This window comes from Ruegeria sp. YKSF131 (assembly GCF_059612645.1).
In genome coordinates this window covers 23,668-48,543 of the sequence record NZ_JBXWQZ010000008.1, presented here as the reverse complement: position 1 = coordinate 48,543, position 24,876 = coordinate 23,668, and the positions used below count along the sequence as shown (strand labels likewise).

The 24,876-nt window shown below is 58.9% G+C and carries 23 protein-coding genes; 17 read left to right on the top strand and 6 right to left on the bottom strand.

The features are described from left to right. The first annotated feature begins 48 nt into the window (after window positions 1–48). Complete coding sequence (locus tag AC2FLZ_RS04930; protein ID WP_496881893.1) at window positions 49–2,757, top strand: DUF2339 domain-containing protein; 2,709 nt, start codon at window positions 49–51, stop codon at window positions 2,755–2,757. A gap of 164 nt (window positions 2,758–2,921) precedes the next feature. Beyond that, window positions 2,922–5,834 carry an isoleucine--tRNA ligase gene (gene ileS / locus AC2FLZ_RS04925; protein WP_480554500.1) on the top strand — a complete coding sequence of 971 codons (2,913 nt, stop codon included), beginning with the start codon at window positions 2,922–2,924 and terminating at the stop codon, window positions 5,832–5,834. A gap of 42 nt (window positions 5,835–5,876) precedes the next feature. On the opposite strand, the gene AC2FLZ_RS04920 is transcribed toward ileS, so the two are convergent. Next, window positions 5,877–7,847 carry a hypothetical protein gene (locus tag AC2FLZ_RS04920; RefSeq protein WP_496881892.1) on the bottom strand — a complete coding sequence of 657 codons (1,971 nt, stop codon included), beginning with the start codon at window positions 7,845–7,847 and terminating at the stop codon, window positions 5,877–5,879. 133 nt (window positions 7,848–7,980) lie between these two features. Here AC2FLZ_RS04920 and AC2FLZ_RS04915 point away from each other — a divergent pair, with 133 nt between their 5' ends. Together AC2FLZ_RS04915 and AC2FLZ_RS04910 are read left to right on the top strand one after the other, a co-directional pair. Further along, window positions 7,981–8,436, top strand: a complete 456-nt coding sequence (locus tag AC2FLZ_RS04915) for a methylated-DNA--[protein]-cysteine S-methyltransferase (protein ID WP_496881891.1) — start codon at window positions 7,981–7,983, stop codon at window positions 8,434–8,436. A 76-nt stretch (window positions 8,437–8,512) separates the two neighbouring features. Continuing rightward, window positions 8,513–8,980 carry a hypothetical protein gene (locus AC2FLZ_RS04910; RefSeq protein WP_480554497.1) on the top strand — a complete coding sequence of 156 codons (468 nt, stop codon included), beginning with the start codon at window positions 8,513–8,515 and terminating at the stop codon, window positions 8,978–8,980. 22 nt (window positions 8,981–9,002) lie between these two features. On the opposite strand, the gene AC2FLZ_RS04905 is transcribed toward AC2FLZ_RS04910, so the two are convergent. The 4 genes from AC2FLZ_RS04905 to fsa form a co-directional block, all read right to left on the bottom strand. Further along, window positions 9,003–9,698 carry a CDP-alcohol phosphatidyltransferase family protein gene (locus AC2FLZ_RS04905; RefSeq protein ID WP_480518798.1) on the bottom strand — a complete coding sequence of 232 codons (696 nt, stop codon included), beginning with the start codon at window positions 9,696–9,698 and terminating at the stop codon, window positions 9,003–9,005. 69 nt (window positions 9,699–9,767) lie between these two features. After that, complete coding sequence (locus AC2FLZ_RS04900) at window positions 9,768–10,688, bottom strand: tyrosine recombinase XerC (protein ID WP_480518800.1); 921 nt, start codon at window positions 10,686–10,688, stop codon at window positions 9,768–9,770. Next, window positions 10,685–11,392 (bottom strand): DUF484 family protein, encoded by a 708-nt coding sequence (locus AC2FLZ_RS04895; protein WP_480473743.1) that lies wholly within the window; start codon window positions 11,390–11,392, stop codon window positions 10,685–10,687. Before AC2FLZ_RS04895 ends, AC2FLZ_RS04900 begins: the two co-directional genes overlap by 4 nt. A gap of 197 nt (window positions 11,393–11,589) precedes the next feature. After that, window positions 11,590–12,243, bottom strand: coding sequence for a fructose-6-phosphate aldolase (gene fsa, locus AC2FLZ_RS04890; RefSeq protein ID WP_209505487.1), 654 nt, complete (start codon window positions 12,241–12,243; stop codon window positions 11,590–11,592). 88 nt (window positions 12,244–12,331) lie between these two features. Between fsa and AC2FLZ_RS04885 the strand changes: the two genes are divergently transcribed. From AC2FLZ_RS04885 to AC2FLZ_RS04870, 4 genes are all read left to right on the top strand, one after another. Next, complete coding sequence (locus AC2FLZ_RS04885; protein WP_480554493.1) at window positions 12,332–14,527, top strand: primosomal protein N'; 2,196 nt, start codon at window positions 12,332–12,334, stop codon at window positions 14,525–14,527. Window positions 14,528–14,612: 85 nt separating this feature from the next. After that, complete coding sequence (locus tag AC2FLZ_RS04880; protein WP_480473741.1) at window positions 14,613–15,845, top strand: MFS transporter; 1,233 nt, start codon at window positions 14,613–14,615, stop codon at window positions 15,843–15,845. Between the two features lie 65 nt (window positions 15,846–15,910). Next, entirely contained in the window at window positions 15,911–16,789 is an 879-nt protein-coding gene (locus AC2FLZ_RS04875; protein ID WP_496881890.1) for a 50S ribosomal protein L11 methyltransferase, read from the top strand. An 89-nt stretch (window positions 16,790–16,878) separates the two neighbouring features. Next, window positions 16,879–17,235: a hypothetical protein gene (locus AC2FLZ_RS04870; RefSeq protein ID WP_480473739.1), complete on the top strand. Its 357-nt coding sequence runs from the start codon at window positions 16,879–16,881 to the stop codon at window positions 17,233–17,235. Window positions 17,236–17,340: 105 nt separating this feature from the next. Here AC2FLZ_RS04870 and AC2FLZ_RS04865 read toward each other — a convergent pair whose 3' ends face one another. After that, entirely contained in the window at window positions 17,341–17,556 is a 216-nt protein-coding gene (locus AC2FLZ_RS04865; RefSeq protein ID WP_480483975.1) for a DUF1127 domain-containing protein, read from the bottom strand. A 333-nt stretch (window positions 17,557–17,889) separates the two neighbouring features. Here AC2FLZ_RS04865 and ruvC point away from each other — a divergent pair, with 333 nt between their 5' ends. The 9 genes from ruvC to tolB all read left to right on the top strand — a co-directional run bounded on the left by ruvC (window position 17,890) and on the right by tolB (window position 24,866). Next, window positions 17,890–18,387 carry a crossover junction endodeoxyribonuclease RuvC gene (ruvC, locus tag AC2FLZ_RS04860; RefSeq protein WP_496881889.1) on the top strand — a complete coding sequence of 166 codons (498 nt, stop codon included), beginning with the start codon at window positions 17,890–17,892 and terminating at the stop codon, window positions 18,385–18,387. After that, complete coding sequence (gene ruvA / locus AC2FLZ_RS04855; protein ID WP_496881888.1) at window positions 18,384–19,061, top strand: Holliday junction branch migration protein RuvA; 678 nt, start codon at window positions 18,384–18,386, stop codon at window positions 19,059–19,061. Before ruvC ends, ruvA begins: the two co-directional genes overlap by 4 nt. 4 nt (window positions 19,062–19,065) lie before the next feature. Then, entirely contained in the window at window positions 19,066–20,085 is a 1,020-nt protein-coding gene (ruvB, locus tag AC2FLZ_RS04850) for a Holliday junction branch migration DNA helicase RuvB (protein WP_480605015.1), read from the top strand. Window positions 20,086–20,149: 64 nt separating this feature from the next. Next, window positions 20,150–20,773 carry a hypothetical protein gene (locus tag AC2FLZ_RS04845; RefSeq protein ID WP_496822080.1) on the top strand — a complete coding sequence of 208 codons (624 nt, stop codon included), beginning with the start codon at window positions 20,150–20,152 and terminating at the stop codon, window positions 20,771–20,773. Then, window positions 20,770–21,153: a tol-pal system-associated acyl-CoA thioesterase gene (ybgC, locus tag AC2FLZ_RS04840; protein ID WP_480518814.1), complete on the top strand. Its 384-nt coding sequence runs from the start codon at window positions 20,770–20,772 to the stop codon at window positions 21,151–21,153. The genes AC2FLZ_RS04845 and ybgC overlap by 4 nt, the downstream gene beginning before the upstream one ends. Before the next feature lie 109 nt (window positions 21,154–21,262). Beyond that, complete coding sequence (gene tolQ / locus AC2FLZ_RS04835; protein ID WP_209505518.1) at window positions 21,263–21,958, top strand: protein TolQ; 696 nt, start codon at window positions 21,263–21,265, stop codon at window positions 21,956–21,958. A 2-nt stretch (window positions 21,959–21,960) separates the two neighbouring features. Beyond that, complete coding sequence (gene tolR, locus AC2FLZ_RS04830; protein WP_480473731.1) at window positions 21,961–22,437, top strand: protein TolR; 477 nt, start codon at window positions 21,961–21,963, stop codon at window positions 22,435–22,437. A gap of 9 nt (window positions 22,438–22,446) precedes the next feature. After that, complete coding sequence (gene tolA / locus AC2FLZ_RS04825) at window positions 22,447–23,550, top strand: cell envelope integrity protein TolA (RefSeq protein WP_496881887.1); 1,104 nt, start codon at window positions 22,447–22,449, stop codon at window positions 23,548–23,550. After that, complete coding sequence (gene tolB, locus AC2FLZ_RS04820) at window positions 23,547–24,866, top strand: Tol-Pal system beta propeller repeat protein TolB (protein ID WP_480473729.1); 1,320 nt, start codon at window positions 23,547–23,549, stop codon at window positions 24,864–24,866. The genes tolA and tolB overlap by 4 nt, the downstream gene beginning before the upstream one ends. The last annotated feature ends 10 nt before the right edge of the window (window positions 24,867–24,876 follow it).

The window sequence follows — 24,876 nt, the reverse complement described above, 5'->3', positions numbered from 1 at the left end:
CGACAGCACAAGATAGCTTGGCCGAAATTACGGATCGGAGAGACTCGGTTGGAAACGCTGCTTGTTCTTATTGGCCTGGTTGTTCTGGCCATCCCGGTGACATTGATTGCCCTTCTGGTCGGGCATTCCCGATTGCGTCGCCGGGTCGAACAACTGGAAGCGCAGATCAATGCGTTGGTGTCGCGTGATGCACCGGCATCGCTGCAACCGGAACAAGATGCACCGTCACCGCAACCTGTGGCAGAGGAACAGGTTCAAAGCCCAGGGCCGTGGGCCGCGCCAAAGCGACAGGAAGACGAAAGCGCCGAAGATGTAGACACCGACGCCGCTACGCCTGCAATTGTATTTCGCCATGACCGGTTTGCCGCGCTGGGCGCGTGGCTGCGTGAGAACTGGTTTTACGCTGTCTCGGCCCTGTCGCTGGCATTGGCCGGTATTTTCCTCGTGCAATATGGCGTTGAGAACGGATTGTTACCTCCGGTGGCCCGCGTTTTCGCCGCTCTTGGTTTTGGTTCGGCTTTGATTGTCGGGGGCGAGGTTCTGCGCCGCAGGTTCGGGGATGACGAAGCGGTGGCCACTGCCTATTTGCCATCGGTCTTTTCCGGGGCCGGTCTTGTCACCTTGTTCGGGGCCATCTTGTCTGCGCGGCAGCTCTATGGCCTGATCGGGGCCGAGACAGCTTTGGCAGGTATGGTTGTCATCGCGCTTGTTGGTCTTGTTCTGGGGTGGTTCCACGGCCCGCTGCTGGCTGCGGTTGGACTGATCGGAGCTTTTGCCGCACCCTTTTTGGTTGGGGGCGCATCTGACGATCCTTCGTGGCTCTATGCCTATTTTCTTTTGGTTGCCGTTTTGGGGCTGGGTATCGACACGGTGCGGCGCTGGGCATGGATTTCTGTTCTGACGTTGGTCGGCGTTTATGCGGCAAACCTGCTTTTGATAAGTGGCGCACCGAATACGGAACCGGGGTATCTGGTTGCGACAACAGTGCTGGCGCTTCTGGCAACGGCCATTCCGGTGCGGCGCGTTTGGCCGAATCATGCAGGGCGCATGATGTCTCAGGTGATCAGCACCCCCGGAACCCGCCCGTGGCCCGAGTTTCCAACTCGGCTCGCAGCCGGAGCGATTGCGGCCAGCACTGCAATCCTGTCCTGGCATTGGGCAGACTCAGCAGCTGAATTCTGGCTGGGTGTCTGCCTGCTGTCCGCCCTGCTTCTGGCGCTGCTTTTGTGGGCCAAGGATGCGCCAGCCCTTCAGGATCTGACCGTGCTACCTGCGACGGGCCTTGTGGTTTTTGTTGCCTCTCACGGGCTGGAATACGGCGCGGTTCTGCGCAGCTTCGCCGACACCTATGCCGAGACGCCCGAGGCCGACTTTCCGATGGTGGCCACCGTGCTGGTTGCTTTGGGCGCACTCATGTCAATTTTGATGGCGTGGCGGTCATTCCGGGCAAACCAGTTTCGCGCAATCTGGGCCGGGGGGGCTGTGATTTTTGCACCGGCGCTGGCCATCGCTTTGGAATTGGGCTGGCATCCAGCCACGGTTATCGGTGCGTACGTCTGGGCCCTACACGCGATTGTCCTGGCAGTTCTGATGGTGTTTCTGGCCGGGCGTTTTGGTCGCGCCGACGGCGAGGTCAGGATGCGGGCTGCTCTGGCCACGTTGTCGGCGCTGTCCTGTCTGGTCTTTGCCTGCGTCATCGTGCTCAGCTCGGCCGCGCTGACGATTGCGCTGGTGGCCAGCGTCGTCGCAGCAGCAGCGTTGGATCGCAGATTCACCTTGCCGCAGATGAGTTGGTTTATCTGGGCCGGTGTCTTCGCCGTCACCGTGCGCTTGGTGCTTGACCCGGGTCTGGACTGGGCCAACGCGGCCCCGGTGTCCGAAATGGTGATGGTTTATGGCACGGCCACATTGGGTTTCGTGGCTGGCTGGTGGCTGTTGCGTCCCTTGCTGCGGCCGGTTGCAGCACTGCTGCTGGAAAGCGCGGCATGGGCGACGGGCGGCATTCTGCTGTCCCTGTTGCTACTGCGGTGGCTTGAAGGTTTCGGTGAAGGCGGGGCCGACAACAGCCATTGGGGTCTGGGCCTGCTGGCGGTCATCTGGCTGCTGCTGGCCTTTGCTCAGGTTCAGAGGTTTGGGCTGGGCGGCAAGCTGAATTATGCCCGGTACGCGTTGGCGGCGTTCTTTGCCGGTCATGGCTTGTTCCGTCTGACCTTGGCGTTGACCGAACAAAACCCGTTGTTGAACCCCAACGCCGACCCGGTGCTTGGCCCACCGTTTCTGAACACCCTTGTCCTTGCTTATCTGGTGCCTGCACTGACCATTGGATTCTCGGCCTGGCGGATCAGGGACATGCCAAAGCAGATCAGGCTGGCAAGCTACGCCATTGCGGGCGCGTTGATTGCCGTGTGGTTTGGGTTGACCATCCGCCATGTCTGGCAGGGAGCAGCAGGCATGTTTGAAGGCAACGGCGTCACGCAGCCCGAGCTTTATACATATACCCTTGTTCTGCTGCTGGTCGGGGCGGTGCTGTTCTACCAATCTCTGACACGTGGTTCGGATGCGATGCGCAAGGCGGGGCTGGTGGTGATTGGGCTGGCGGTGGCCAAGGTCTTCCTGATCGATATTGCCGGTCTGGGTGGGCTGATCCGGGTGTTTTCACTGCTGGCGCTGGGGCTTGGGCTCGCTGGTCTGGCATGGCTGAATCGCTGGGCCAAGCTGCGCCATTCGCCGCATGGGCCGGAACCTCTGGACCATTGAAGGCAGGCGTCTTATAAGCGCGGCCATGTATGACCGGACGGCCATCATTATTCGAATTATATCCCCGGCGCTCTGACCCTCTGAGACGCCGGGCAAAGGTGTTTGAGAACTCGCACCGACCGCTTCGATCCAAGTACGACCTGATCATCCAAAGGACGCTCAAAATGTGCGCCGACACGATTCAAACGCCTGACTATAAAGAAACGCTGAACCTACCAAAAACCGATTTTCCCATGCGCGCGGGCCTGCCTGCACGCGAACCCGCATGGTTGGAGCGGTGGGAGACCATCGGTGTCTATGACCGCTTGCGCGAGAAAACGGGCCGCAAACCCTTTACTCTGCACGACGGCCCCCCCTATGCGAACGGCCACCTGCATATCGGCCACGCACTGAACAAGACGATCAAGGACATGATCGTGCGCTCCCATCAGATGATGGGCTTCGACGCGCGTTACGTGCCCGGTTGGGACTGCCACGGCCTGCCGATCGAATGGAAGATCGAAGAACAGTACCGCAAGAAGGGCAAGAACAAGGACGAGGTGAACATCATCGACTTCCGTCAGGAATGCCGCAAGTTCGCCGAAGGCTGGATCGACATCCAGCGGGAAGAGTTCAAACGTCTGGGCGTCACCGGCAACTGGCCTGATCCCTACATCACCATGGACTTCCATGCCGAGGCCGTGATTGCTGACGAATTCATGAAATTCCTGATGAACGGCACGCTGTATCAGGGCTCGAAACCCGTGATGTGGTCGCCCATCGAGAAGACAGCGCTGGCCGAAGCCGAGGTCGAGTATCATGACAAGGAAAGCTTTACCATCTGGGTGAAGTTCAAGGTCGTGAACGCGGGTAATCTGGATGATGCATTCGTCGTGATCTGGACGACGACACCTTGGACCATGCCGTCGAACAAGGCAGTCGTGTATGGCAAAGACATCTCTTACGGTCTGTACGAAGTCACCGGCGCGCCTGAGGAATGCTGGGCTAATGTGGGTGACAGGTTCCTGCTGGCTGACAATCTGGCCGCAGATGTGTTGGGTCGTGCCCGTTTGAACGACGATCAGTGGACCCGCGTACGTGATGTCGCCACTGACGAGCTTGAAGGTCTGCAACTGACCCACCCGCTGGCCGGTGCCGAAGGTGGCAATGGCGAATGGGACGATATCCGCGACTTCCGCGCTGCCGACTTTGTAACCGACACCGAAGGAACAGGCTTCGTTCACTGCGCGCCCTCGCACGGGATGGAGGAATTCGAACTCTATCGCGATCTGGGCATGTTGGAGCAGGTCATCACCTACAATGTGATGGATGATGGTTCGTTCCGTGCCGATCTGCCGTTCTTTGGTGGCAAGTTCATCCTGTCGCGCAAGGGCGGTGAGGGTGACGCGAACAAAGCCGTCATCGACAAGCTGGCCGAGGTCGGCGGGTTGCTGGCGCGTGGCAAGATCAAGCACAGCTATCCGCATTCGTGGCGCTCGAAAGCGCCGATCATCTATCGCAACACGCCGCAGTGGTTTGCATCCGTTGACCGCAAGCTGGATGACGGCATGGGTGAGATGGGGGACACCATCCGCGAACGTGCGCTGCGCTCAATCGACGAACTGGTCAAGTGGACGCCGCAGACCGGCCGTAACCGCCTCTATTCGATGATCGAAGCGCGCCCGGACTGGGTTCTCTCGCGCCAACGCGCGTGGGGCGTACCGCTGACCTGCTTCACCAAGAAAGGTGCCTTGCCCACCGATGCGGATTACCTGCTGCGCAACGCAGACCTCAACGCGCGTATCAAGGCGGCGTTCGAGAAAGACGGCGCGGATATCTGGTACACCGACGGGTTCAAAGAGAAAATCCTAGACGGCATCGCCAACCCCGATGACTACGATCAGGTGTTTGACGTGCTGGATGTGTGGTTCGACTCGGGCTCGACCCACGCCTTTGTTCTGCGCGACCGCGAAGATGGGACCGAGGACGGTATCGCCGACGTCTACATGGAAGGCACCGACCAGCACCGTGGTTGGTTCCATTCATCCATGTTGCAGGCCTGCGGCACCAAAGGCCGCGCGCCTTATCGCAACGTCGTGACCCATGGTTTCACGCTGGATGCCAAGGGCAACAAGATGTCCAAGTCGCTGGGAAACACCATCGTACCGGAAGAGGTCGTCAAGCAGTACGGCGCCGATATCCTGCGCCTTTGGGTGGCACAGACCGACTACACGGCCGACCAGCGGATCGGGCCAGAGATCCTGAAAGGCACCGCCGACAGCTATCGCCGTCTGCGCAACACTATGCGGTTTATGCTGGGCTCGCTGGCGGATTTCACCGAGGCCGACCGCGTTGCGATTGAAGACATGCCGCGTCTGGAACGCTGGGTGCTCAGCCGGCTGGCCGATCTGGATGAGCAGGTTCGCAAGGGCTATGCGTCTTTCGATTTCCAGGGCGTATTCAGCGCGGTCTTTACCTTTGCCACGGTTGACCTGTCGTCCTTCTACTTCGACGTTCGCAAGGATGCACTTTATTGTGACGGCGACACGCCGCGCCGTCGTGCCGCGCGGACGGTCTTGGATATCCTGTTCCATCGCCTGACCACGTGGCTTGCACCGGTTCTGGTTTTCACCATGGAAGAGGTCTGGTTGGAGCGCTTTCCGGGCGAAGATAGCTCGGTCCATTTGGTCGACTTCCCGGAAACGCCTGCGGATTGGCGTTTTGCCGAACTGGAAGAGGCTGTTGCCAAAGTGCGCCGTGTACGCCGTGCAGTGACGGCCGCGCTTGAGATCCAGCGTCAGGACAAGGTGATCGGCTCCAGCCTCGAAGCAGCTCCGATTGTGCATGTTGAGGACAGTGAAACCCTTGATCTGCTGGTGACCTTTGACGTGGACGATCTGTGCATCACGTCAGGCCTGACTGTGACCGGCGACCCGGCCCCGGCCGAAGCGTTCCGCGTACCCGAAATCGAAGGCGTTGCCGTCGTGTTCGAGAAGGCCGAAGGCGAGAAGTGTCAGCGCTGTTGGAAAATCCTTCCTGACGTGGGCCGCCACGCCCACGCCGGAGTTTGCCGACGCTGCGATGAAGCGCTAAGCTGATGGAAACCGCCCTCTCGATCTTCCGAGGGGGCGTTTTTCGTTTCACGTCTGCACGGACTGCGGTGTCGGATTAAACAGGTCAAAGCCAATGGCTGGGTCCTTCAGGGCCTTCCAGACCTGATAATCCGTGAAATATCCAGTGTGCCCACCAGGATCGACCGGGATGTTGCGATTTACGGATATCAGCCCGCCTTCAATCTCGGTCCCTACAAAGTCATCCTGCCGGAAGATGTTGATCCATGCGGCGTTCAGGTTTTTGGGAACAACTGTGAACATCTCCGGAAAATAGCGCTGATAGATATGGGTCACAGGACAGCCCATCGTGATCAGCGTCAGGGTGCGCCCGTCATTCAGCTTTTGCACGCGTGGATCAGCCAGCATCTGTGTAGCAATCACGGTGCCTTGTGAATGTGAGATCACCGTGATGTGGTCCGCGGCAAAGATATCCACCACGTAATGCAGCGCACGGTAAAACCGTTCATCAATCGCCTTGCGATCCGGATAATTGCGCAGCCTGGTTTTAAGGTCCGCTTTCAGAAAGCACTTGTCGCGAATGGCATAGGTGACGATGTCTCTTGCCACGCCCAGCCCTGCCGCGACAAAATCGGAAAAGCGGTACATCAATGCTGTTGCACCCAGGACGATCAGGCCAATCTCGCCCTGTTTGCTTGCCAGCTTGTTCAAAACCAGGCCAATCACGTTGCAATTGTCCGTTCCGATCTGGCACAGGGGATCGACGTGCTGGCTCATCGCGATCTCTCGGATTGCGACCAGGGCCAGCGTGATTGCACCGAACAAAAAGACCCATTGTGCAAAACGATTGAGGATGGCGCGGCTGATCAGCCCGTCGCGGACATGCAGGTTTGCCTTCAGCCTTCTGCGACCGGCAAACAGGCCAACACCGACAAACACAAGAAGGACAATTGCCGCAAAGGCAACGCTGAGCGTTTCGATGGAGTCACTGAGGAAATTGTCAAACAGACCGGTCAGTTTTCCATCCGAAAGCCCCGGAACCGTGTCGAGCATTTCCCGCAGCATAAGCCACAACCCGGATATAAAGAACATCCAGAACACCAACATCCCAGCACATACGCTGGGATACAGCCGTCTGTGTTCTTTCAGATTGTCTGCCTGAACCTTTTCATCAAGCCTGGTCGCAGAAAGCACGTACAAAATGATTGTCATGAAGATCAGTGAAGCCCAGAAAAACGCCAGCAGGTAGACCTGAAAAGCCACAAACTGCTCCAGCGCCGAAGGGCAGGCTGGGCTGCCCGGCAAGGGTGTGCAGGCCCGGATTTCCAGACCAAGCGGACCTATGATCAAGCAGATCAGCAGCAAGAACCCCATCCCGAAAATGCCGCGCCAGAATACGCGCCTCAGATAGGTCGGGGCTTTAAAGCTGCGCCTTAGTCCGTATGCGGCCCCTCCGGCGTAAAGCGTGAACAAGAGCCAGAACAGCAGGATCGTGCTTTGAAAGAAGATCCCGGGAACGCGATCGACCATCACGGCGAGCGCTCCGATCAGAAGGTAGGCATTCAGGGTCGCGACTGCACCGAAGAAAACCCAGGTAAAAAGGTGAACCAGCCGCGCGGCCAAAGTGTTCCTGCCGTTGGCTTGGTCCGAGGCCACATCCGCGCGGCTATGCGTTTGTTCGGCATTGTCCATCGCCAGATAACCCAGTGCGAGAACAACCCAGATCAGGTCCAACGCTGTCTTAATGACACCTTTCGGGGCGGGTGAGCGATCTGCCCAGAAAACTTCGGCAAACATGGCCTCGTCCTGCGGTGCTGACGGTTTCGTCACCTTGCGCAGGTTGACCGGGAACAATGTCGCGCTTCGGGGGGTGCCGTCGAAGGTTGTCTCGGCCAGCTCGATCATCCCGCGCTGAACCTCAATCGGCGGTTCGGGATAGCCATCCAGCCAGGTTGTCGCGGCCCCGACGACCTGATCGACGGTCTCACCGGGTATTTGTTCGCCAATTCCATGAACCGTCAGGATCAAATGACGACCCATCTCATGCTCCAAAACTCTTTTTTACAATGCAAGTAGGCTAACATGATTACCGCAATTCACAAAATCCGCGCGTCGCGCAGCCCCCATGGCTTCGCCACTTGAACTTGGAGGATTGATCTGAAACCGTCATCCCATGGCGATGATTGCAGTTGAAACTCAGTTCGGAAGACTCGGGATCGAGGAAACCGATGGTGCCCTCACGCGGCTGGTCTGGGACGGCGAGGACGAGGGCGAACCAACAGCTCTGCTGCGCGAGGCGGCGGCGCAGTTGATGGCCTATGACGCTGGTCGGCTTGACCGCTTCGATCTGCCCTACCGTATTTATGGATCGCAGTTTCAAAGGCAGGTCTGTGATCTCATATATGCCATTCCCCTTGGGGAAACGCGCACCTACGGGGATATCGCCAAGGCGTTGGGGCAACCGGCGCAACCGGTCGGTCAGGCCTGCGGGGCAAACCCGATCCCCGTTATTATTCCCTGCCACCGAGTGCTGGCCGCCAATGGGCTGGGCGGGTTTTCCGGGTGCGGCGGAATCGAGACAAAGGTTGCACTGCTGCGGCATGAACGGGCGGCGGGTCTTTTGATCTAAGCCTCGAAATTCGGTTGCAATCCGGTCCGGGGAAGCACAACTTATGTCAGTTGCTGAATTTGAAGGATCGCATTGAATGAGCACTGAAAATGATCGCGCAGTCCAGAAGAAGGCCATTATCGACCGGTTGATGTCGCTTGAGGCGGAGGAGCTTGCAACGGCGCAGGCCCATTACGATGCGTTTCTGAAGGATGCCCAACTGGACGACCGGGAAGGCCACGACAAGGATGACATAGCCGCATCGCGCGAAAATGCCGATCTGGCGGCTGCGTTTGACGCGCCTGTCCATGCGCATCATGCCAAGATCGATGTGATCGAGAATACCGATTTTGGTGTGACCGATACAGTCAGGCCGGGATCGGTGATCAGGTTCAACAACCGCAGCTTTGTCGTCTGTGTTTCGACGACCCGGTTTGAGGTGGGTGGAGATACATATATGGGGATTTCGACGCAAAGCCCGATCTATCTGGCCATGGCCGGTCTGCGAGCGGGTGACGTCTTTACCCATAACGGTACTGAATTTGAGGTTCAGGACGTTCTTTAAACGCGGTCCGGCAGCGCTCGTGTCAGGTACGGCGCTGCGGAATGACCTGTTGTGCGATACCCGCAAATGTCAGGTACAGGCTGGCGATGACCAGACCCCAGTGTGCCCAGCTTTCGGGATGAAAATCGACCCATGCGGCCCAGCCCGCAAAGAACGTCCACGCAAGGGCGACCGGCAAGGTCACACTGCGCCAGCGTTCGGTGCGCACGGGGTGAACGAACTTCAAAGGTAGAAACATCGCAAGCGACAGCAGTGTGACCAGCAGCAGGATGATCCAGAAATTGGGTTCAAGCGCGAAGATCACGACAACGAACATGTTCCAGCATCCGGGAAAGCCGGAAAAGGAATTGTCCTTGGTTTTCATGCGAGTGTCCGCGAAATACATCGCGCTGGCGAAGGTGATGACAATGATTGCGAACCAGCCGGTCCACCCATCCATCAATCCGGATTTGAACAGCGCAAAGGCTGGAATGAACACATAGGTCAGATAATCGATGATCAGATCCAGCAAGACGCCGTCAAACTCGGGCGCGTTCTTTTTGACGTGATAGTGCCGCGCCAGCGGACCGTCGATGCCATCAACAACGAAAGATACAACCAGCCAAAGGTACATTAGGCTCCATTTCTCTTCCACGGCGGCCAGCATGGCCAGCATTGCGAAAACAGCACCTGTGGCAGTGAAGAGATGTACGGCAAGAGCTTTGAATCTGAGTGTCATGTTAGGGTCATGACCGATGCACGCCAGAGATGCAAACCAAAAGCCCGAGGTTTCTGTTCGATGTATCGGTCACGCCTTGGGGTGCGCGCGGTTGTAGACCTCCATCAGCCGAGCGGTATCCACTGCGGTATAGGTCTGTGTGGTTGACAATGAGGCGTGCCCCAACAGTTCCTGTATGGCCCGCAGATCTCCTCCGGCGGAAAGCAGATGGGTGGCAAAGCTGTGCCGCATGGCATGAGGTGTGGCGGTTGATGGCAGCCCCAATTGCATCCGTGCCTTAGCCATGACGCCCTGAATTGCGCGCGGGTTCAGAGGGCCGCCACGGACGCCCCGGAACAGGGCTGCGTCCTTCGCTTGCTGGTGGGGGCAAAGCTGAAGATACCGGTCAACCGCATCTCGGGCGGCTGGAAGAACCGGAACGATCCGTTCCTTGTCGCCCTTCCCGACAATGCGCAATGTCTCGGGCAAGGGCGCGTCTGCACCGGTCAGAGACAAGGCCTCGGATATCCGCAGGCCGCATCCATAGAGAAGCGTGACAACCGCAACATCACGGGCCGCGACCCAGTCGGACACAGATTGCAGCTCGACCGTGTCAATCATGGCGCGCGCGGCGTCTTCGGCCAGAGGGCGGGGCAGTTTCTTGGTGAATTTGGGCGCGCGGGTCGACAGAACGGCGGTGGGTTCAAATCCCTCTCGCTCGGCCAGCCAACGATAGAAGCTTTTGACGGCGGACAGTTTGCGCGCAAGGGATCGCGCGCCGATATCCCCGCTGCGCTGATCTGCCATCCAGGCGCGCATGTCCGAGACGGTGATCCGTTCCAGCGCCTTCAACCCTTGTCGTTCCCCGTGATGAAGGGTCATGAAAGACAAAAACTCGGTGACATCGCCGCGATAGGCGGTCTGGGTGTTCTGGGACCGCCCCGCCAGCGCGCCCAGAGTGTCCAGCCAGTGCTGGAGCGCGTCGCGGCAAGCGGGTGAGATCAGGTTCACGACAGCCAGTGGCGCATCGAGCGTTCGAATACGCCGGAAAAGAAGGTGAGAAGATCGGTGCCGAGTTGCGGCGTGAAATGCCGCGGATCACGGGCCCCCATGACGATCATGCCCGGCAGGCGACCCGGACCGAGGTCCAGCTTGAGGCAGGCTTCCGAGCGCAACTGATCCGCCAGCGCGCCGAAAACACGTCGGTTCGGCTGATGAGTTTCGCGCAAGGTCACGTCGCGGACAGGGCCGCCGCGACCATTGGTCAGGTATTGGTTGATGAAGCCGGGCTCTGCGATCGTCAGAACGCCTCCAAGCCTGTCGATGGCAGGATCGTTCTGAACCACGGTGGTTTCCAGAACCAGCGTGATATGGTCAACCCGCAGGATATTTGCGACATCGGCGCCAAGGGCACGCAGGAAATCCTCGAATTCGACGGGTTCCAGCAAGCGCAAAATCGCGCGGTGTACCTGATTGGTGCCTGCAAGGTTTTCATAGGCCGCAGCGATGACCGAGCGGTGGGTATCTTCCAACCGGTCCAGCCGCGCCTCGAGCCGCTGCATGGCAATGCCGCGCAGATCGATCACATTATCACCCCGGGCGCGTTCGTTCGCGGCCACAAGGGCTTGCATCAGGTCCTTGTCGTCCAGAACGACGTCGGGCTCGGCCAGAATTGCCGCGCGGAGATTATCCTCGAGTTTGGGATTGCTGCTCATGTCCTGTCCGGTCTTTTTTTGTTGGGCGGCTTATAGCATGCCGAACCGGATTTGCCTTGGGAAAAATGCACGCAAGAGTGGATTTCCCCGGATGCTGTGGCGGATAGGCTCCCGCCTGCCACGCCTGATCGCAGATCAGGCTTTGGGCCGTTGGGCCGGGCACGGCGCCTGATAGCGCCGCGCGGTTGCACACCAGATCAGAGGATTTTCTGACCGGTTTTGGCCCAGTCTGCCAGAAATGTTTCCAGACCTTTGTCAGTCAGCGGGTGATCGGCCAGTTTCTTGATCACGGCTGGCGGCGCGGTGATGACGTCGGCACCAATGCGGGCACTTTCAGTAACGTGGTTCACGGTGCGGATTGAAGCGGCCAGAATTTCGGTTTCGAATCCGTAATTGTCATAGACCTGACGGATGTCGGCGATCAGATCCATGCCATCCAGGTTGATATCGTCCAGACGACCGATGAAGGGCGAGATGAAGGTCGCACCCGCTTTTGCAGCCAGAATCGCCTGATTGGTCGAAAAGCACAGGGTGACGTTGACCATCTGTCCTTCATCGCTGAGCGTCTTGCAGGTTTTCAGACCGGCCCATGTCAGCGGAACCTTCACTGCGATATTCGGGGCAATCTTGGCCAGCTTGCGGCCTTCGGCGATCATGTCGTCAGCTTCGGTCGCGACAACCTCGGCGGAAACGGGACCGTCGACCAGATCGCAGATCTCTTTGGTCACTTCCAGAATGTCGCGGCCCGATTTCAGGATCAGCGAGGGGTTGGTGGTCACGCCGTCCACCATGCCCAGATCGTTCAGTTCAGCGATGGCGTCAATCTCTGCAGTGTCTACGAAGAATTTCATGAGGGCAGTCCTTTGATGGGTTGGCCTTGGTCGCGGATGGCTTTACCTCAAAGAGAGCCATGCTGGAACCCCCTGCAAAGGATATGCTGTGAGCGCTAACGGATTTTTCGACGAGGGAGAGCTGATTGCGGTGCTGACAACGCAACCGCTTGACCGGACGTTGGATTACAAAGCGCCCGAAGGAGGGTGCTTTCTGGGTGCGTTTGTCGAGGTGCCACTTGGTCCGCGCAAGGTGTTGGGCGTGGTCTGGGGGCCGGGGCAGGGCGGTTTCGATCTGAACAAGGCGCGATCGGTGATCCGTGTGCTGGAAGTTGCACCGATGCGCGAGGAAATGCGGGCATTCCTCGGCAAGGTTGCCGACTATACTCTGACACCGATGCCCGCGATGCTGCGGCTGGCGACCCGCGCGCCGGGGCTGGGCGACCCGCCGTCCATGCGCAAGATCTATCGTTTGGGAGCCACCCTGCCAGACCGGATGACCGACGCCAGAACCCGTGTACTTGACGTGTTGCGCGACTATGGCGGGTTGGCATTCACGTTAAAGGAACTGGCGGAACAGGCAGGGGTAACTTCGTCCGTTGTCAAAGGCTTGGTCAAGCAAGGCGCGGTTCGTGAAGAAGACAGCCCGCGCGACCTGCCGTATCCGCATCTTGATCCCGATTTACCGGGAAAGGACCTGACCGAAGATCAGGCAAGTGCGGTTGCGCAGCTTCGCGCCGGGCAACGGGCGGGGAATTACGGCACGACGCTGCTGAAAGGCGTGACGGGTTCCGGCAAGACCGAAGTCTATCTGGAGGCCGTGGCCGAAGCGCTGCGCATGGGGCGGCAGGCGCTTGTCCTTTTGCCTGAAATTGCGCTGACCGCAGAATTCCTGACACGGGTTGAAGCGCGGTTTGGCGCGCGCCCTGCCGAGTGGCATTCGGGCGCGACCATGACTGAACGCAGGCGGGTCTGGCGGATGGTCGGGCAGGGGGAAGCTCAACTGGTTGTTGGCGCGCGGTCAGCCCTGTTTCTGCCATTTCGCGATCTGGGGCTGGTCGTGGTGGATGAGGAACACGACACCTCGTACAAGCAGGAAGACGGGGTGCATTACAGCGCGCGTGACATGGCGGTCTTGCGGTCGGCCATCTGCGGCGCGCGGGTGATTCTGGCCAGCGCAACCCCATCGCTGGAAAGCTGGGCAAATGCTGAGACAGGTAAATATGATCGGATCGACCTGACTTCGCGTTTCGGGGCGGCAGTGTTGCCCGAGATGAAGCCCATCGACATGCGGGCCGAACAGATGCAGGCCGGAACGTGGATATCTCCGACTTTGCGGCAAGCGGTGCAGCAGCGGATCGAGAAAGGCGAGCAGTCGCTTTTGTTCATCAATCGTCGGGGATATGCTCCTGTAACCCTGTGCCGCGCCTGCGGGGAACAGATCGCTTGTGACCATTGCGACGCGCGCATGGTCGAACACAGATTCCTGAAGCGCCTGATGTGCCACCAATGCGGCGAGACCAAGCCGATGCCCGAGATCTGTCCTTCCTGCGGGGTCGAGGGCAAGCTGGCTCCGGTGGGGCCGGGCATTGAGCGTTTGGCCGAAGAGGCCGAGGTGACCTTCCCCGAGGCCAAAATTGCCATGCTAAGTTCTGATCTTTTCGGCTCAGCCCGCGCACTAAAGGCCAAGATCGAAGAGATTGCGGCCGGGGATGCCGATATCGTTGTCGGAACGCAGCTGGTGGCCAAGGGGCACAACTTTCCCAAGCTGACATTGGTGGGGGTGATCGACGCGGATCTAAGTCTGCATGGCGCAGACCTGAGGGCTGCCGAGCGAACATTTCAGTTGATGCGGCAGGTTGCGGGGCGTGCCGGTCGGGCTGAAAAACCGGGGCAGGCGCTGTTACAGACTTTTCAGCCGGAACATCCGGTGATCCGGGCGATTCTGTCGGGGGACGAAGAGGGCTTTTGGAAGGCCGAGGCCGCCGGTCGGCAAGCGGCCGGTGTGCCACCCTATGGACGTATGGCAGGGATTGTTCTGTCAGGGCCAGAGGTCGGCCCGGTCTTTGACATCGGCAATGCCATGGCGCGCAACGACGGTCCATTGCGCCAGATCGGTGCACAGGTGTTTGGCCCCGCCCCGGCGCCGATTGCCCGTATTCGCGGACGTCACCGTGTCCGCCTGTTGGTCAAGGCACCCAAGGGCGCGCCAATCCAGGATGCTATCGCCCGTTGGATTGCCCCGTTACGCCTGAAAGGCGATATCCGCCTGACCGTCGATATCGATCCACAAAGCTTTTACTGACGGTGACGTCTGCATTAACGCAGGGCCATTGTGCGCCGGTCGCTTCCCCCTCGCCAAAGTTGGGAAATGGGCGTAGAGGATTCTCATGCTGAAACCTATGCCCCTTGCCGAGGCGCAGAGCCTTCCGTTCTGGCGTCGTCCTGTCACGCTTCTGTTCGTGATGGCCTTGACCATGCCCATCGCGTTTAATGCGTGGAGCGCGCTGTTGAACAACTTCGTCATTGAGGCAGCGAATTTCGACGGGGCCGATATCGGCCTGCTACACACGGTGCGCGAGATTCCGGGCTTTCTGGCGGTCGGCGTGATTGCCGTCATCATTTTCATTCGCGAGCAGGTGCTGGCCATGATCTCGCTGATGATGCTTGGGGTCGCAACGGCTTTTACGGCCTGGTTCCCAAGCCTTGGCGGATTGCTGTTCGTGACCTTGTTCAGTTCAATCGGGTTTCATTACTATGAGACTGTAAACCAGTCGCTTCAGTTGCAATGGCTTCCCAAGGATCGCGCGCCGCAGATATTGGGATGGCTGGTCGCAATGGGCTCGGCTGCAACGATGGTGGTTTACGGGCTGATCGTTCTGACCTGGGAGCGGTTCGATCTGTCCTATAACTTTGTCTTCATGGCTGCTGGCGGTGCAACAGCTTTGCTAGCCCTGTTTTGCCTGTTCGCCTTCCCGCAATTCGATGCCCCCACACCGCAAACCAAGAAACTGATCCTGCGCCGTCGATACTGGCTATATTACGCGCTGCAATTCATGGCCGGTGCGCGGCGACAGATCTTTGTCGTCTTTGCCGGGTTCATGATGGTCGAGAAGTTCGGCTTTGAAGTGCATGAGCTGACCAGCCTGTATCTGATCAACCTGATGATCAACATGATGGTTGCTCCGTTGCTGGGTAAAGCGGTGGCCAAGTTTGGCGAACGGCGCACGTTGATCTTTGAATACACCGGTCTGGCGATCGTGTTCGCAGCCTATGGTGGCATCTACTGGTTTGGCTGGGGCGTGCTGTTGGCGGCGACGCTCTATGTCATCGACCATGTGCTGTTTGCGCTGGCGCTGGCGCTGAAAACCTATTTCCAGAAAATCGCCGATCCGGCGGATATTGCGCCAACTGCCGCAGTCGCGTTCACGATCAACCATATCGCTGCTGTTTTCCTGCCCGCGTTGCTGGGTTTGCTCTGGGTCATGTCGCCAGGCGCCGTATTTGGCCTAGCGGCGGCGATGGCGGTCGTTTCTCTGCTGCTGTCCCTGCTGGTTCCACGCCACCCGGAACCGGGCAATGAGACCGTCCTGAGCAAATACGCGCCAGCCCCGGCGGAATAGGTCGCAAGCTTGACGTTGGCGGCGCACCGTCCTACGCGCAGTGCCAACTGAAACAGGAGTTCCCCATGCCCACATTCGCTGCGCTGACCACGCTGACAGGTAAGAAAGCCGCCGAAGGTCTGGGCGAAGCGATGGAGCGGCTGGAGCCCGAACCAACCGGCGTCGGTGTGTTCGAGGTCGAAGATGGCTCGGGCCTGTGGGAAGTGGGTGGATATTTCACCGAAGCCCCTGACGAGGCCGCACTGGCCGTTCTGGCAGTTGCCTTTGAAGCCAAACCTTTTGTTGTGTCGGAATTGCCTGAAACCGATTGGGTGGCCCATGTGCGGCGCGAGCTTGCCCCGGTTGAGGCGGGCCGCTTTTTTGTCTATGGCAGCCACGATGCCGACAATCTGCCCGACGGTCGCATTCCACTGCTGATCGAGGCGGCAATGGCCTTTGGCACCGGGCATCACGGTACCACGCTGGGATGTCTGAAAGCTCTGGACCGGTTGTTGGATGAAGGGTTCAGTGCCTCGAAAGTAGCGGATATCGGTTGCGGCACGGCCGTACTGGCCATGGCGGCAGCCCGGGTATGGGATGGTGATTTCATTGCCAGCGATATCGACGAAGTGGCCGTTGAAGTGGCCGAAGCCAACCTGAAGGCAAACGGTATGTCCGGCGCGGTTCGGTGTGTTGAAGCCGCAGGTTTCGATCATCCCGACCTCAAGGCGCCCGCGCCATACGATCTAATCTTTGCCAATATTCTCAAAGGGCCTCTGGTGGCCTTGTCACCCGAAATGGCAGCGAATCTCCGCCCAGGTGGGCATGCGATCCTGTCGGGAATCCTTAACGAACAGGCCGATGACTTGGTTTCCGTTTATTCACAAAACGGGTTCGATCAGACCTATAGGGCCGAGATTGGTGAGTGGACGACCCTAATTTTAACCAAACAGGGCGCGAATTAGGCCATTTGCAGGAGTTTTATAGGTTTTTGCCACGTTTTTGTCGCAATCTCTTTTTACCGTTTTCTGAATGAAGTCGAGGGGGGCGGTTTTTGGAGGCTGCCATGACGGGTAAACAACTGGAGTTCAATCAGCGCGTAAATCGCCTGAACAAGAAACACCAAAAGATGAGCCGTGGCTATCGTGCGACGATGCGCAAGGATGGCCTGGTTGTGATGAGGCCGCAGCGGGTGAGCTCGGCGGTGCCAGCAAAGGTGCTGTTGCTTACGCTTGTGGGTTTTTTCGCTTTCAAAGCATTTCTTTTGTCCCACCTTAGTCCCACCGGCTATCAATATCGGATCGACAGCCTGAACGAAGGCACACCAGTCGAAAAAGCCGGTGCCTGGGTGATGCAAATCGATCCTGTGTCGCAAGCCCTCGCCACTCAGCTGAACAAAGTTTTCTACTAATCCGCTCCCTCGGATTAAAAAACACCGCGTACCCTTAAGGTGCGCGGTGTTTTTGTGTGCCCCTCAAGGGAGGAGGAAGGGGCATATAAGTGTTGGGGTCGGTTCTTAGCGGCGACCTTCGGCAATGATGTCGATGTCACCACGGCACAGGCCGATATCATCCAGTTCGCGGTCGGTCAGACCGGTCAGCGCGTTGCGGGTTACGCGGGCGTCATTCCATTCAACTGCGGCGTTAACGGCCGATACGAAAAATGCGCCGATACGGCCAACAAGGCCGAACGAGCCAGTGGTAGCGACGCGGGTTGTGTCCAGTGCAGCCATATCCTGTTTCCTTCTGGTTAGTGTTCACATTGCATTTCTGCGATCTGCGGGGCATCTAGTGCCGCCATTTCGTTCGCACAAGTTCAGTTTTTGCATGTGTCCTATGCGTTTTCTGCAAGGCTTCACGAAGTTGTAATCCCCTTAAACAATTGGTGAAAAAGCCTTTGAGAAAGTGTCGAATTCAGACTTCACTGGGTCGCAAAACGCGCCCGAAGTCGCGCCTGAAACACGCGTGTCGTTTTCAGCCCTGGGGTCAATTCGCTTGGAAAATGTTCACGCTTCGTGCTAGGCGTTGAAAAAAGATCACACAACCCGAGCAGGCCGAGGCAAAACATGCGAATTCTGGGCATCGATCCGGGGCTTAGAACCCTGGGATGGGGCGTCATCGAATCAAATGGCAGCCGCCTGAGCCATGTGGCCAATGGATTATGCAAATCGGATGGCGACGATCTGGGCGAGCGGTTGCTGTCGCTGCACAATCAGATTGTCGAAGTGATTGCGGATCACAGGCCCGATCAGGCTGCTATCGAACAGACATTCGTGAACAAGGACGGGGCCGGAACCCTCAAGCTTGGGCAGGCGCGTGGCGTGGCGTTGCTGACGCTGGCACAGGCCGGTCTGCCGGTGGGGGAATATGCACCCAATCGGGTCAAAAAGACCGTGGTGGGCGTGGGTCATGCCGAGAAAGAGCAGGTTATGCACATGGTCAAACTGCAATTGCCGGGCTGTTTGCCGAAAGGGGCCGACGCGGCGGATGCACTGGCGATTGCAATCTGCCACGCCTATTACGGAAAGACGCAACAGGCGCGTGTGAAAGAGGTGCGGGAATGATCGGAAAACTGACAGGGCGGCTGGATTATCGTTCGGCAGATCATGTGCTGATCGATGTCCGGGGCGTCGGCTATCTTGTCTATTGTTCCGACCGGACCTTGGCGGCATTGCCGGGGGTGGGCGAGGCGGTCTCGATCTACACTGACATGGTTGTCCGCGAAGACCTGATGCAGCTTTACGGGTTTCTGTCGCTTGTCGAGAAAGAGTGGCATCGCCTGCTGTGCTCGGTCCAGGGGGTCGGCGCGAAGGTGTCGCTGGCGATCCTGAGTGCATTGGGACCCGACGGTGTCAGCCGCGCAATTGCCCTGGGGGACTGGGGTGCGGTAAAGGCGGCCAAGGGGGTCGGGCCAAAAACAGCCCAGCGGATCGTGTTGGACCTCAAGGACAAGGCGCCGGGTGTGATGGCCATGGGTGGCACGATTACTCAGGCGCTGGACGGCCCGGAACTTGAGGTTGTTGAGCCGAATGATTCTACGCCCGCACCTAGACGTGTATCGAAACCGCCATCAGGTGCTGCGGCCGCGTCTGCCGGGGCGTTGTCGGCGCTGGCCAATCTTGGATATGGGCCGTCCGACGCGGCGGGCGCTGTGGCTGAAGCGGCTGCAAGCCAGCCGGATGCGGACGAGGCTGATCTGATCCGCGCGGCCCTCAGGCTGCTGGCTCCGAAAGGGTAAGTGAATGGTTGACGCTGATCCCACCCTGCGCCCGGAGCCCCTGCCGGAAGACAATGACCGCGCCTTGCGTCCTCAGGGGCTTGATGAATTCATTGGTCAGGCTGAGGCGCGCGCCAACTTGCGCATCTTTATCCAGTCAGCCCGGCAACGCGGCGAGGCGATGGACCACACCTTGTTTCACGGACCTCCGGGGTTGGGCAAAACGACCCTCGCGCAGATCATGGCGCGTGAATTGGGAGTGAACTTCCGCATGACCTCAGGCCCGGTTCTGGCCAAGGCGGGGGATCTGGCAGCGATCCTGACCAATCTTGAATCGCGTGACGTGCTGTTCATCGACGAGATTCACAGGCTCAACCCGGTTGTGGAGGAAGTGCTGTACCCGGCCATGGAAGATTTCGAGCTGGATCTTGTTATCGGCGAAGGTCCTGCTGCGCGCACCGTTCGGATCGAATTGCAGCCATTCACACTGGTGGGGGCCACCACGCGGATGGGCCTGCTGACAACGCCCTTGCGTGACCGGTTTGGTATCCCGACCCGGCTTCAGTTCTACACGGTGGATGAGTTGCACGAAATCGTCACCCGGAACGCGCGGAAACTGGGCGCGCCCGCGGATAACGATGGTGCGCGCGAAATCGCGCGCCGGTCGCGTGGAACCCCGCGTATCGCCGGGCGATTGCTGAGACGCGTTGTGGATTTCGCGATTGTCGAAGGGGACGGGCGGATCACACGTGACCTGGCCGATGGTGCCTTGACCCGTCTGGGCGTTGATAATCTGGGTCTTGATGGTGCGGACCGGCGGTATCTGAAGCTGATTGCCGAAAACTATGCAGGCGGCCCGGTTGGGATTGAAACCCTGTCTGCCGCGCTGTCCGAAAGCCGCGACTCGCTTGAGGAGGTGATCGAGCCCTATTTGCTGCAACAGGGGCTAATCCAGCGTACTCCGCGCGGGCGGATGTTGGCGCAGAAGGCGTGGACGCATCTTGGGATGGCCGTGCCCAAGCGGCAAAGCGATCTGTTCGGTTGAAGCCCGCGCACTTAGATTTTATGCCTTTCGGCGAGAGTATTTTTAAAAAGATGAAGGGCTGGCGGTGACACCGGAAGAAATTGAGGCGCTGTTCACACGCGAAAGCGGCGAGTTTTTGTTTGCGCGCTGGGGACGGCCTGTTGTTCCGATCGTTTTCGGCGTTGAAGACGAGACGCTAGCCACCGTAAAGGGGGCTTTTGAAGCTGTTGTCACGCTGGCCGGTCACCAAATGGCCGAGACGGACCCTGAACTTGGCGCGAATTGCATGGTTTTCTTTTTCCGCGACTGGCAGGAGCTGCTGGAAGTACCGGACCTTGATCGTCTGGTCCCGGATCTGGAACCTTTGGTTGCGCGGCTGGTCGCGGCAGATGCAAACCAGTACCGCATTTTCCGGTTCGAAGAAGATGGCGCGATCCGCGCGGCGTTTGTGTTTCTGCGCATGGACAAAGAATTGTCGAAGGTTCCGGCTGAAACCCTTGCGCTCAATCAGGTCGTGCAGACAATCTTGCTCTGGTCGGACACTGCATTTCGCAATCAATCTCCACTGGCAATCGCAGGTGAGGCCACGATCCTGCGTCCCGACATCGCGTCCTTGATCCGGGCGGCCTATGATCCGGTTTTGCCACGGGCGGCACAGGATGCCTCGCACGCGTTAAGGCTGTTTGCCCGTCTGGAGACGTTGCAATGAAACACACCTACCCCATCCGCGTGTATTATGAAGACACCGACATGGGTGGGGTTGTCTATCATGCGAACTACCTGCGCTATATCGAGCGCGCGCGCTCGGACTGGGTGCGTAATCTGGGCAATGACCAAAACGCCATGCGAGAAGAAGGCATTGTTTGGGTCGTGCGGCGGCTCGAGGCCGAGTATCTGGCGCCTGCAAGGTTCGATGATGAATTGATTGTCGAAACCGAAGTTACCGAAATCTCGGGCGTGCGTCTGACCATGGCACAGCTTGTCCGACGCGGTGAGACCGAAATATTTCGTGCAACAGTCACGGCCGTTTGCATCAATAAAGCAGGCAAGCCGATCCGTTTGCCGGCAGAGATTCGCGCATTGATGTAACAATTTGCGGACCGTGGGTGGTTCTGTTGGCTTTTCATGACCAACTGAGATAGCGTTTGGCAAAACAAGGCCAAACGAACGGCCATCAGGCAAAACAAAGAGCAGGTTCATGGAAGCTGAAACGCTGGCGCTGGCGCAGGAGATCGACTTCTCCATGTGGGGGCTGTTTGCCCGCGCGACCTTTATCGTCAAACTGGTGATGCTGGTACTTACCGGCGCATCCATATGGTCCTGGGGGATCATCATTCAGAAGCTGATCAACTATCGCGCGGCCCGACGCGAGGCGCAGGTTTTTGATGAAAGCTTCTGGTCGGGCAACCCGTTGGATGAGTTGTTCGAGCAGATCGGAACCCAGCCGGATGGCAGCTCGGAAAAGATCTTTGCATCAGGCATGATCGAATGGCGCAGGTCGCATCGCAATGATGGCGGGCTGATTGCCGGGGCAACCGCGCGTATCGACCGGTCGATGGATGTCGCCATCGCGAAAGAGGCGGAAACCTTGCAAAAAGGGCTTCCCATTCTGGCGACTGTTGGCTCCACAGCTCCGTTTATCGGGCTGTTTGGCACCGTTTGGGGCATCATGAATGCGTTCATCGAGATTGCCGAGCAGCAAAACACTAACCTTGCTGTGGTGGCTCCCGGCATCGCCGAGGCGTTGATGGCGACAGGGTTGGGCCTTTTGGCGGCGATCCCGGCGGTGATTTTCTACAACAAACTCAGCGCAGATAGTGACCGGATCGTTGGCGGCTATGAAGCCTTTGCGGATGAATTCGCAACCATCCTGTCGCGCCAGTTGGACAGCTGAAGATGGGCGCTGCGATCCAGCAATCTTCGGGCGGCAATGGGCGCAGACGTGGTCGGCGTCGCGGTCGCGCGCAGCCGATGGCCGAGATCAATGTGACCCCTTTCGTGGATGTCATGCTGGTATTGCTGATCATCTTCATGGTGGCCGCGCCATTGCTGACGGTTGGTGTTCCGGTCGATCTGCCCAAGACCGCGGCCAGTGCGCTGCCCGGCGACAACGAAGAGCCTTTGACCGTGACTCTGACCGCAGACGGCCGCGTGCAGATCCAGACCACCGATGTGTTGCGCGAAGAGTTGATTGGCAAGCTGCGTGCCATTGCGGCAGAGCGGAGCAGCGACCGGGTTTTCCTGCGGGCCGATGGCGCAATCCCTTATGCACAGGTGATGCAGGTCATGGGTGCACTGAACGCGGGCGGTTTTTCCAACGTTGGCCTTGTGACCGATACCGGTGGGCCGACGCTGGATGAAGGTGGAGAGTGAGGTCGCACGGTGGATACCGGCACCAAGATTTCAGCGATTGCGCATGTCAGCCTGATCGGATGGGCGATGTTCGGCGGCACCTTCAGGTCCGAACCGTTGCCGATGGCTGTGCAGGACGTCTCAGTGATCACGGCTGAACAATTCGCGGCGATGACTGCCCAGCGGGATGCGCCGGAAGTCCCCGAAGTGCCGACCGCGTTGCAACAACCGCCCCAACCGGAGGCTGTTACCAAACCGCCGGAATCCGTGATTGACGAACAGCCGCGCCCTGAACCTGTTGCACCGGCTGAACCAGAACCAGAGCCAGAGCCTGTCATCGTGGAAGCGCCGCCAGAACCCGAGGTTCCTGACGAGCCTCCGGTTCTGACGGACCCTCAGGTCGAGCCTGTTGCACAGCCTGCGCCGCCTGGTCCGGAGGCACAGCCGCGCCCCTCGGATCGCGTCGCGCCCGAGGCAATAGCTCCGCCACCGCCCGAGGCAAAACCTGATGATTTTGAAACGCCGCCGGTATCCCTGGATGAAGGCGCAGAAGTTCAGCAGGAACAGCAGGATCAGACCGCGCCGCAAGAGGCAGCCCCGGAGATTGTGACCGAGGCCGAGGAAACCAAGGAACAGTCGCCCCTGACATCTCCGCGGCCGCGCGTGCGCCCAAACCGGCCAAGGCCGCCATCCGAACCCGCTGTGGCCAAAACGCCTGAAGCGACCCCGGAACCTGAAAAACAAACCGATGAAACGGCAATTAACGACGCCCTGGCCGAAGCCTTGGGCAGCGGGTCCGAACCTTCTGGTCCACCGCTGACCAGCGGAGAGAAAGACGCGATGCGACTGGCCGTCTCTGGATGTTGGAATGTGGGTTCCTTGTCCACAGATGCGCTGAACACTGTGGTTGTTGTCGCGTTTTCGTTGAACCGTGATGGTACGGTCGTCGGCGGCAGCGTTCGGATGCTGGACAGCTCTGGCGGCTCGGCGGGAGCCGTTAAACAGGCCTACGAGGCTGCGCGACGTGCAATTTTGCGCTGCGGGGCCAAAGGATATGATTTGCCTGCTGACAAATACGAACATTGGCAGGATGTTGAGATTACATTTAACCCCGAGAGGATGCGGATCAAATGATGAAGCTTCTGACCAGCCTCTTTGTCGGCCTGACATTGATGTCTGCGCCGGTTTATGCACAGAGCGGGCCTTTGCGTCTGGAACTGGATGAGGGGATTATCGAACCCTTGCCCTTTGCCGTTCCGAATTTTGTGCCGGACGGCCCGGCCGCAGCTCAGTTCGCGCAAGATATCTCACGCGTGGTGGCGGCTGACCTGACCGGGACCGGGTTGTTCCGCGAGATATCCTCGGATGCGTTCATCAGCCGGGTCAGCAGCTTCGAAGCTCCGGTTCAGTTTGCGGATTGGAAGGCGATCAACGCTGACGCCCTGATCACGGGCGCTGTCAATGTGTCCGGTCAGAAACTGACGGTCCGGTTCCGGGTGTGGGATGTGTTTTCGGGCCAGGAACTGGGCAATGGCCTTCAACTGGCAGGTACCACCGACGGGTGGCGGCGCATGGCGCATAAGGTGGCCGATCAGGTCTATAGCCGGATCACAGGTGAAGGCGGTTATTTTGACAGCCGCGTTGCCTTTGTTTCGGAAAGCGGTCCGAAGGACCAGCGCCTGAAGCGTTTGGCGATCATGGATTACGATGGCGCGAATGTGCAGTACATGACTGACAGCGCCGCCATCGTTCTGGCGCCCCGGTTCTCACCCACCGGTGACCGGCTGCTTTATACCAGTTATGAAAGCGGCAGCCCGCGCATTTACGTGACTGAAGTCGGGCGCCCGAAACCACGGGAACTGAAGACGCAGGACGGGACCATGAGCTTTTCGCCACGGTTCTCGCCGGATGGCCGGTCGATTGTCTATTCGCTGATTCAGGGCGGCAATACCGACCTGTGGAAAATGGATATCACCTCGGGGCAAAGTACGCGCCTGACCAACACGCCCGCAATTGAAACGGCTCCCAGCTATTCGCCGGATGGTGGCCGGATTGTCTTTGAAAGCGACCGCTCCGGCACGCCGCAATTGTACGTAATGGCAGCAAACGGGGGCGAAGCCACGCGGATCAGCTTTGGCGCGGGTCGCTATGGTACGCCGGTCTGGTCGCCGCGAGGCGACCTGATCGCCTTTACCAAGCAGAACCAGGGCCGGTTCCATATCGGCGTGATGCGCATCGACGGATCAGAAGAACGTTTGCTGACAGCGTCTTTCCTGGATGAAGGCCCCACCTGGTCGCCCAATGGCCGGGTCATCATGTTCACCCGCGAAACGCAGGGGGCCAGCGGTAGGGCATCGCTTTACTCGGTGGATATCTCGGGCAGGAACCTGCGGCCGGTACGTACACCGGACGGGGGGAGCGATCCTTCCTGGGGCCCATTGCAGAATTGATCGCAGCAAA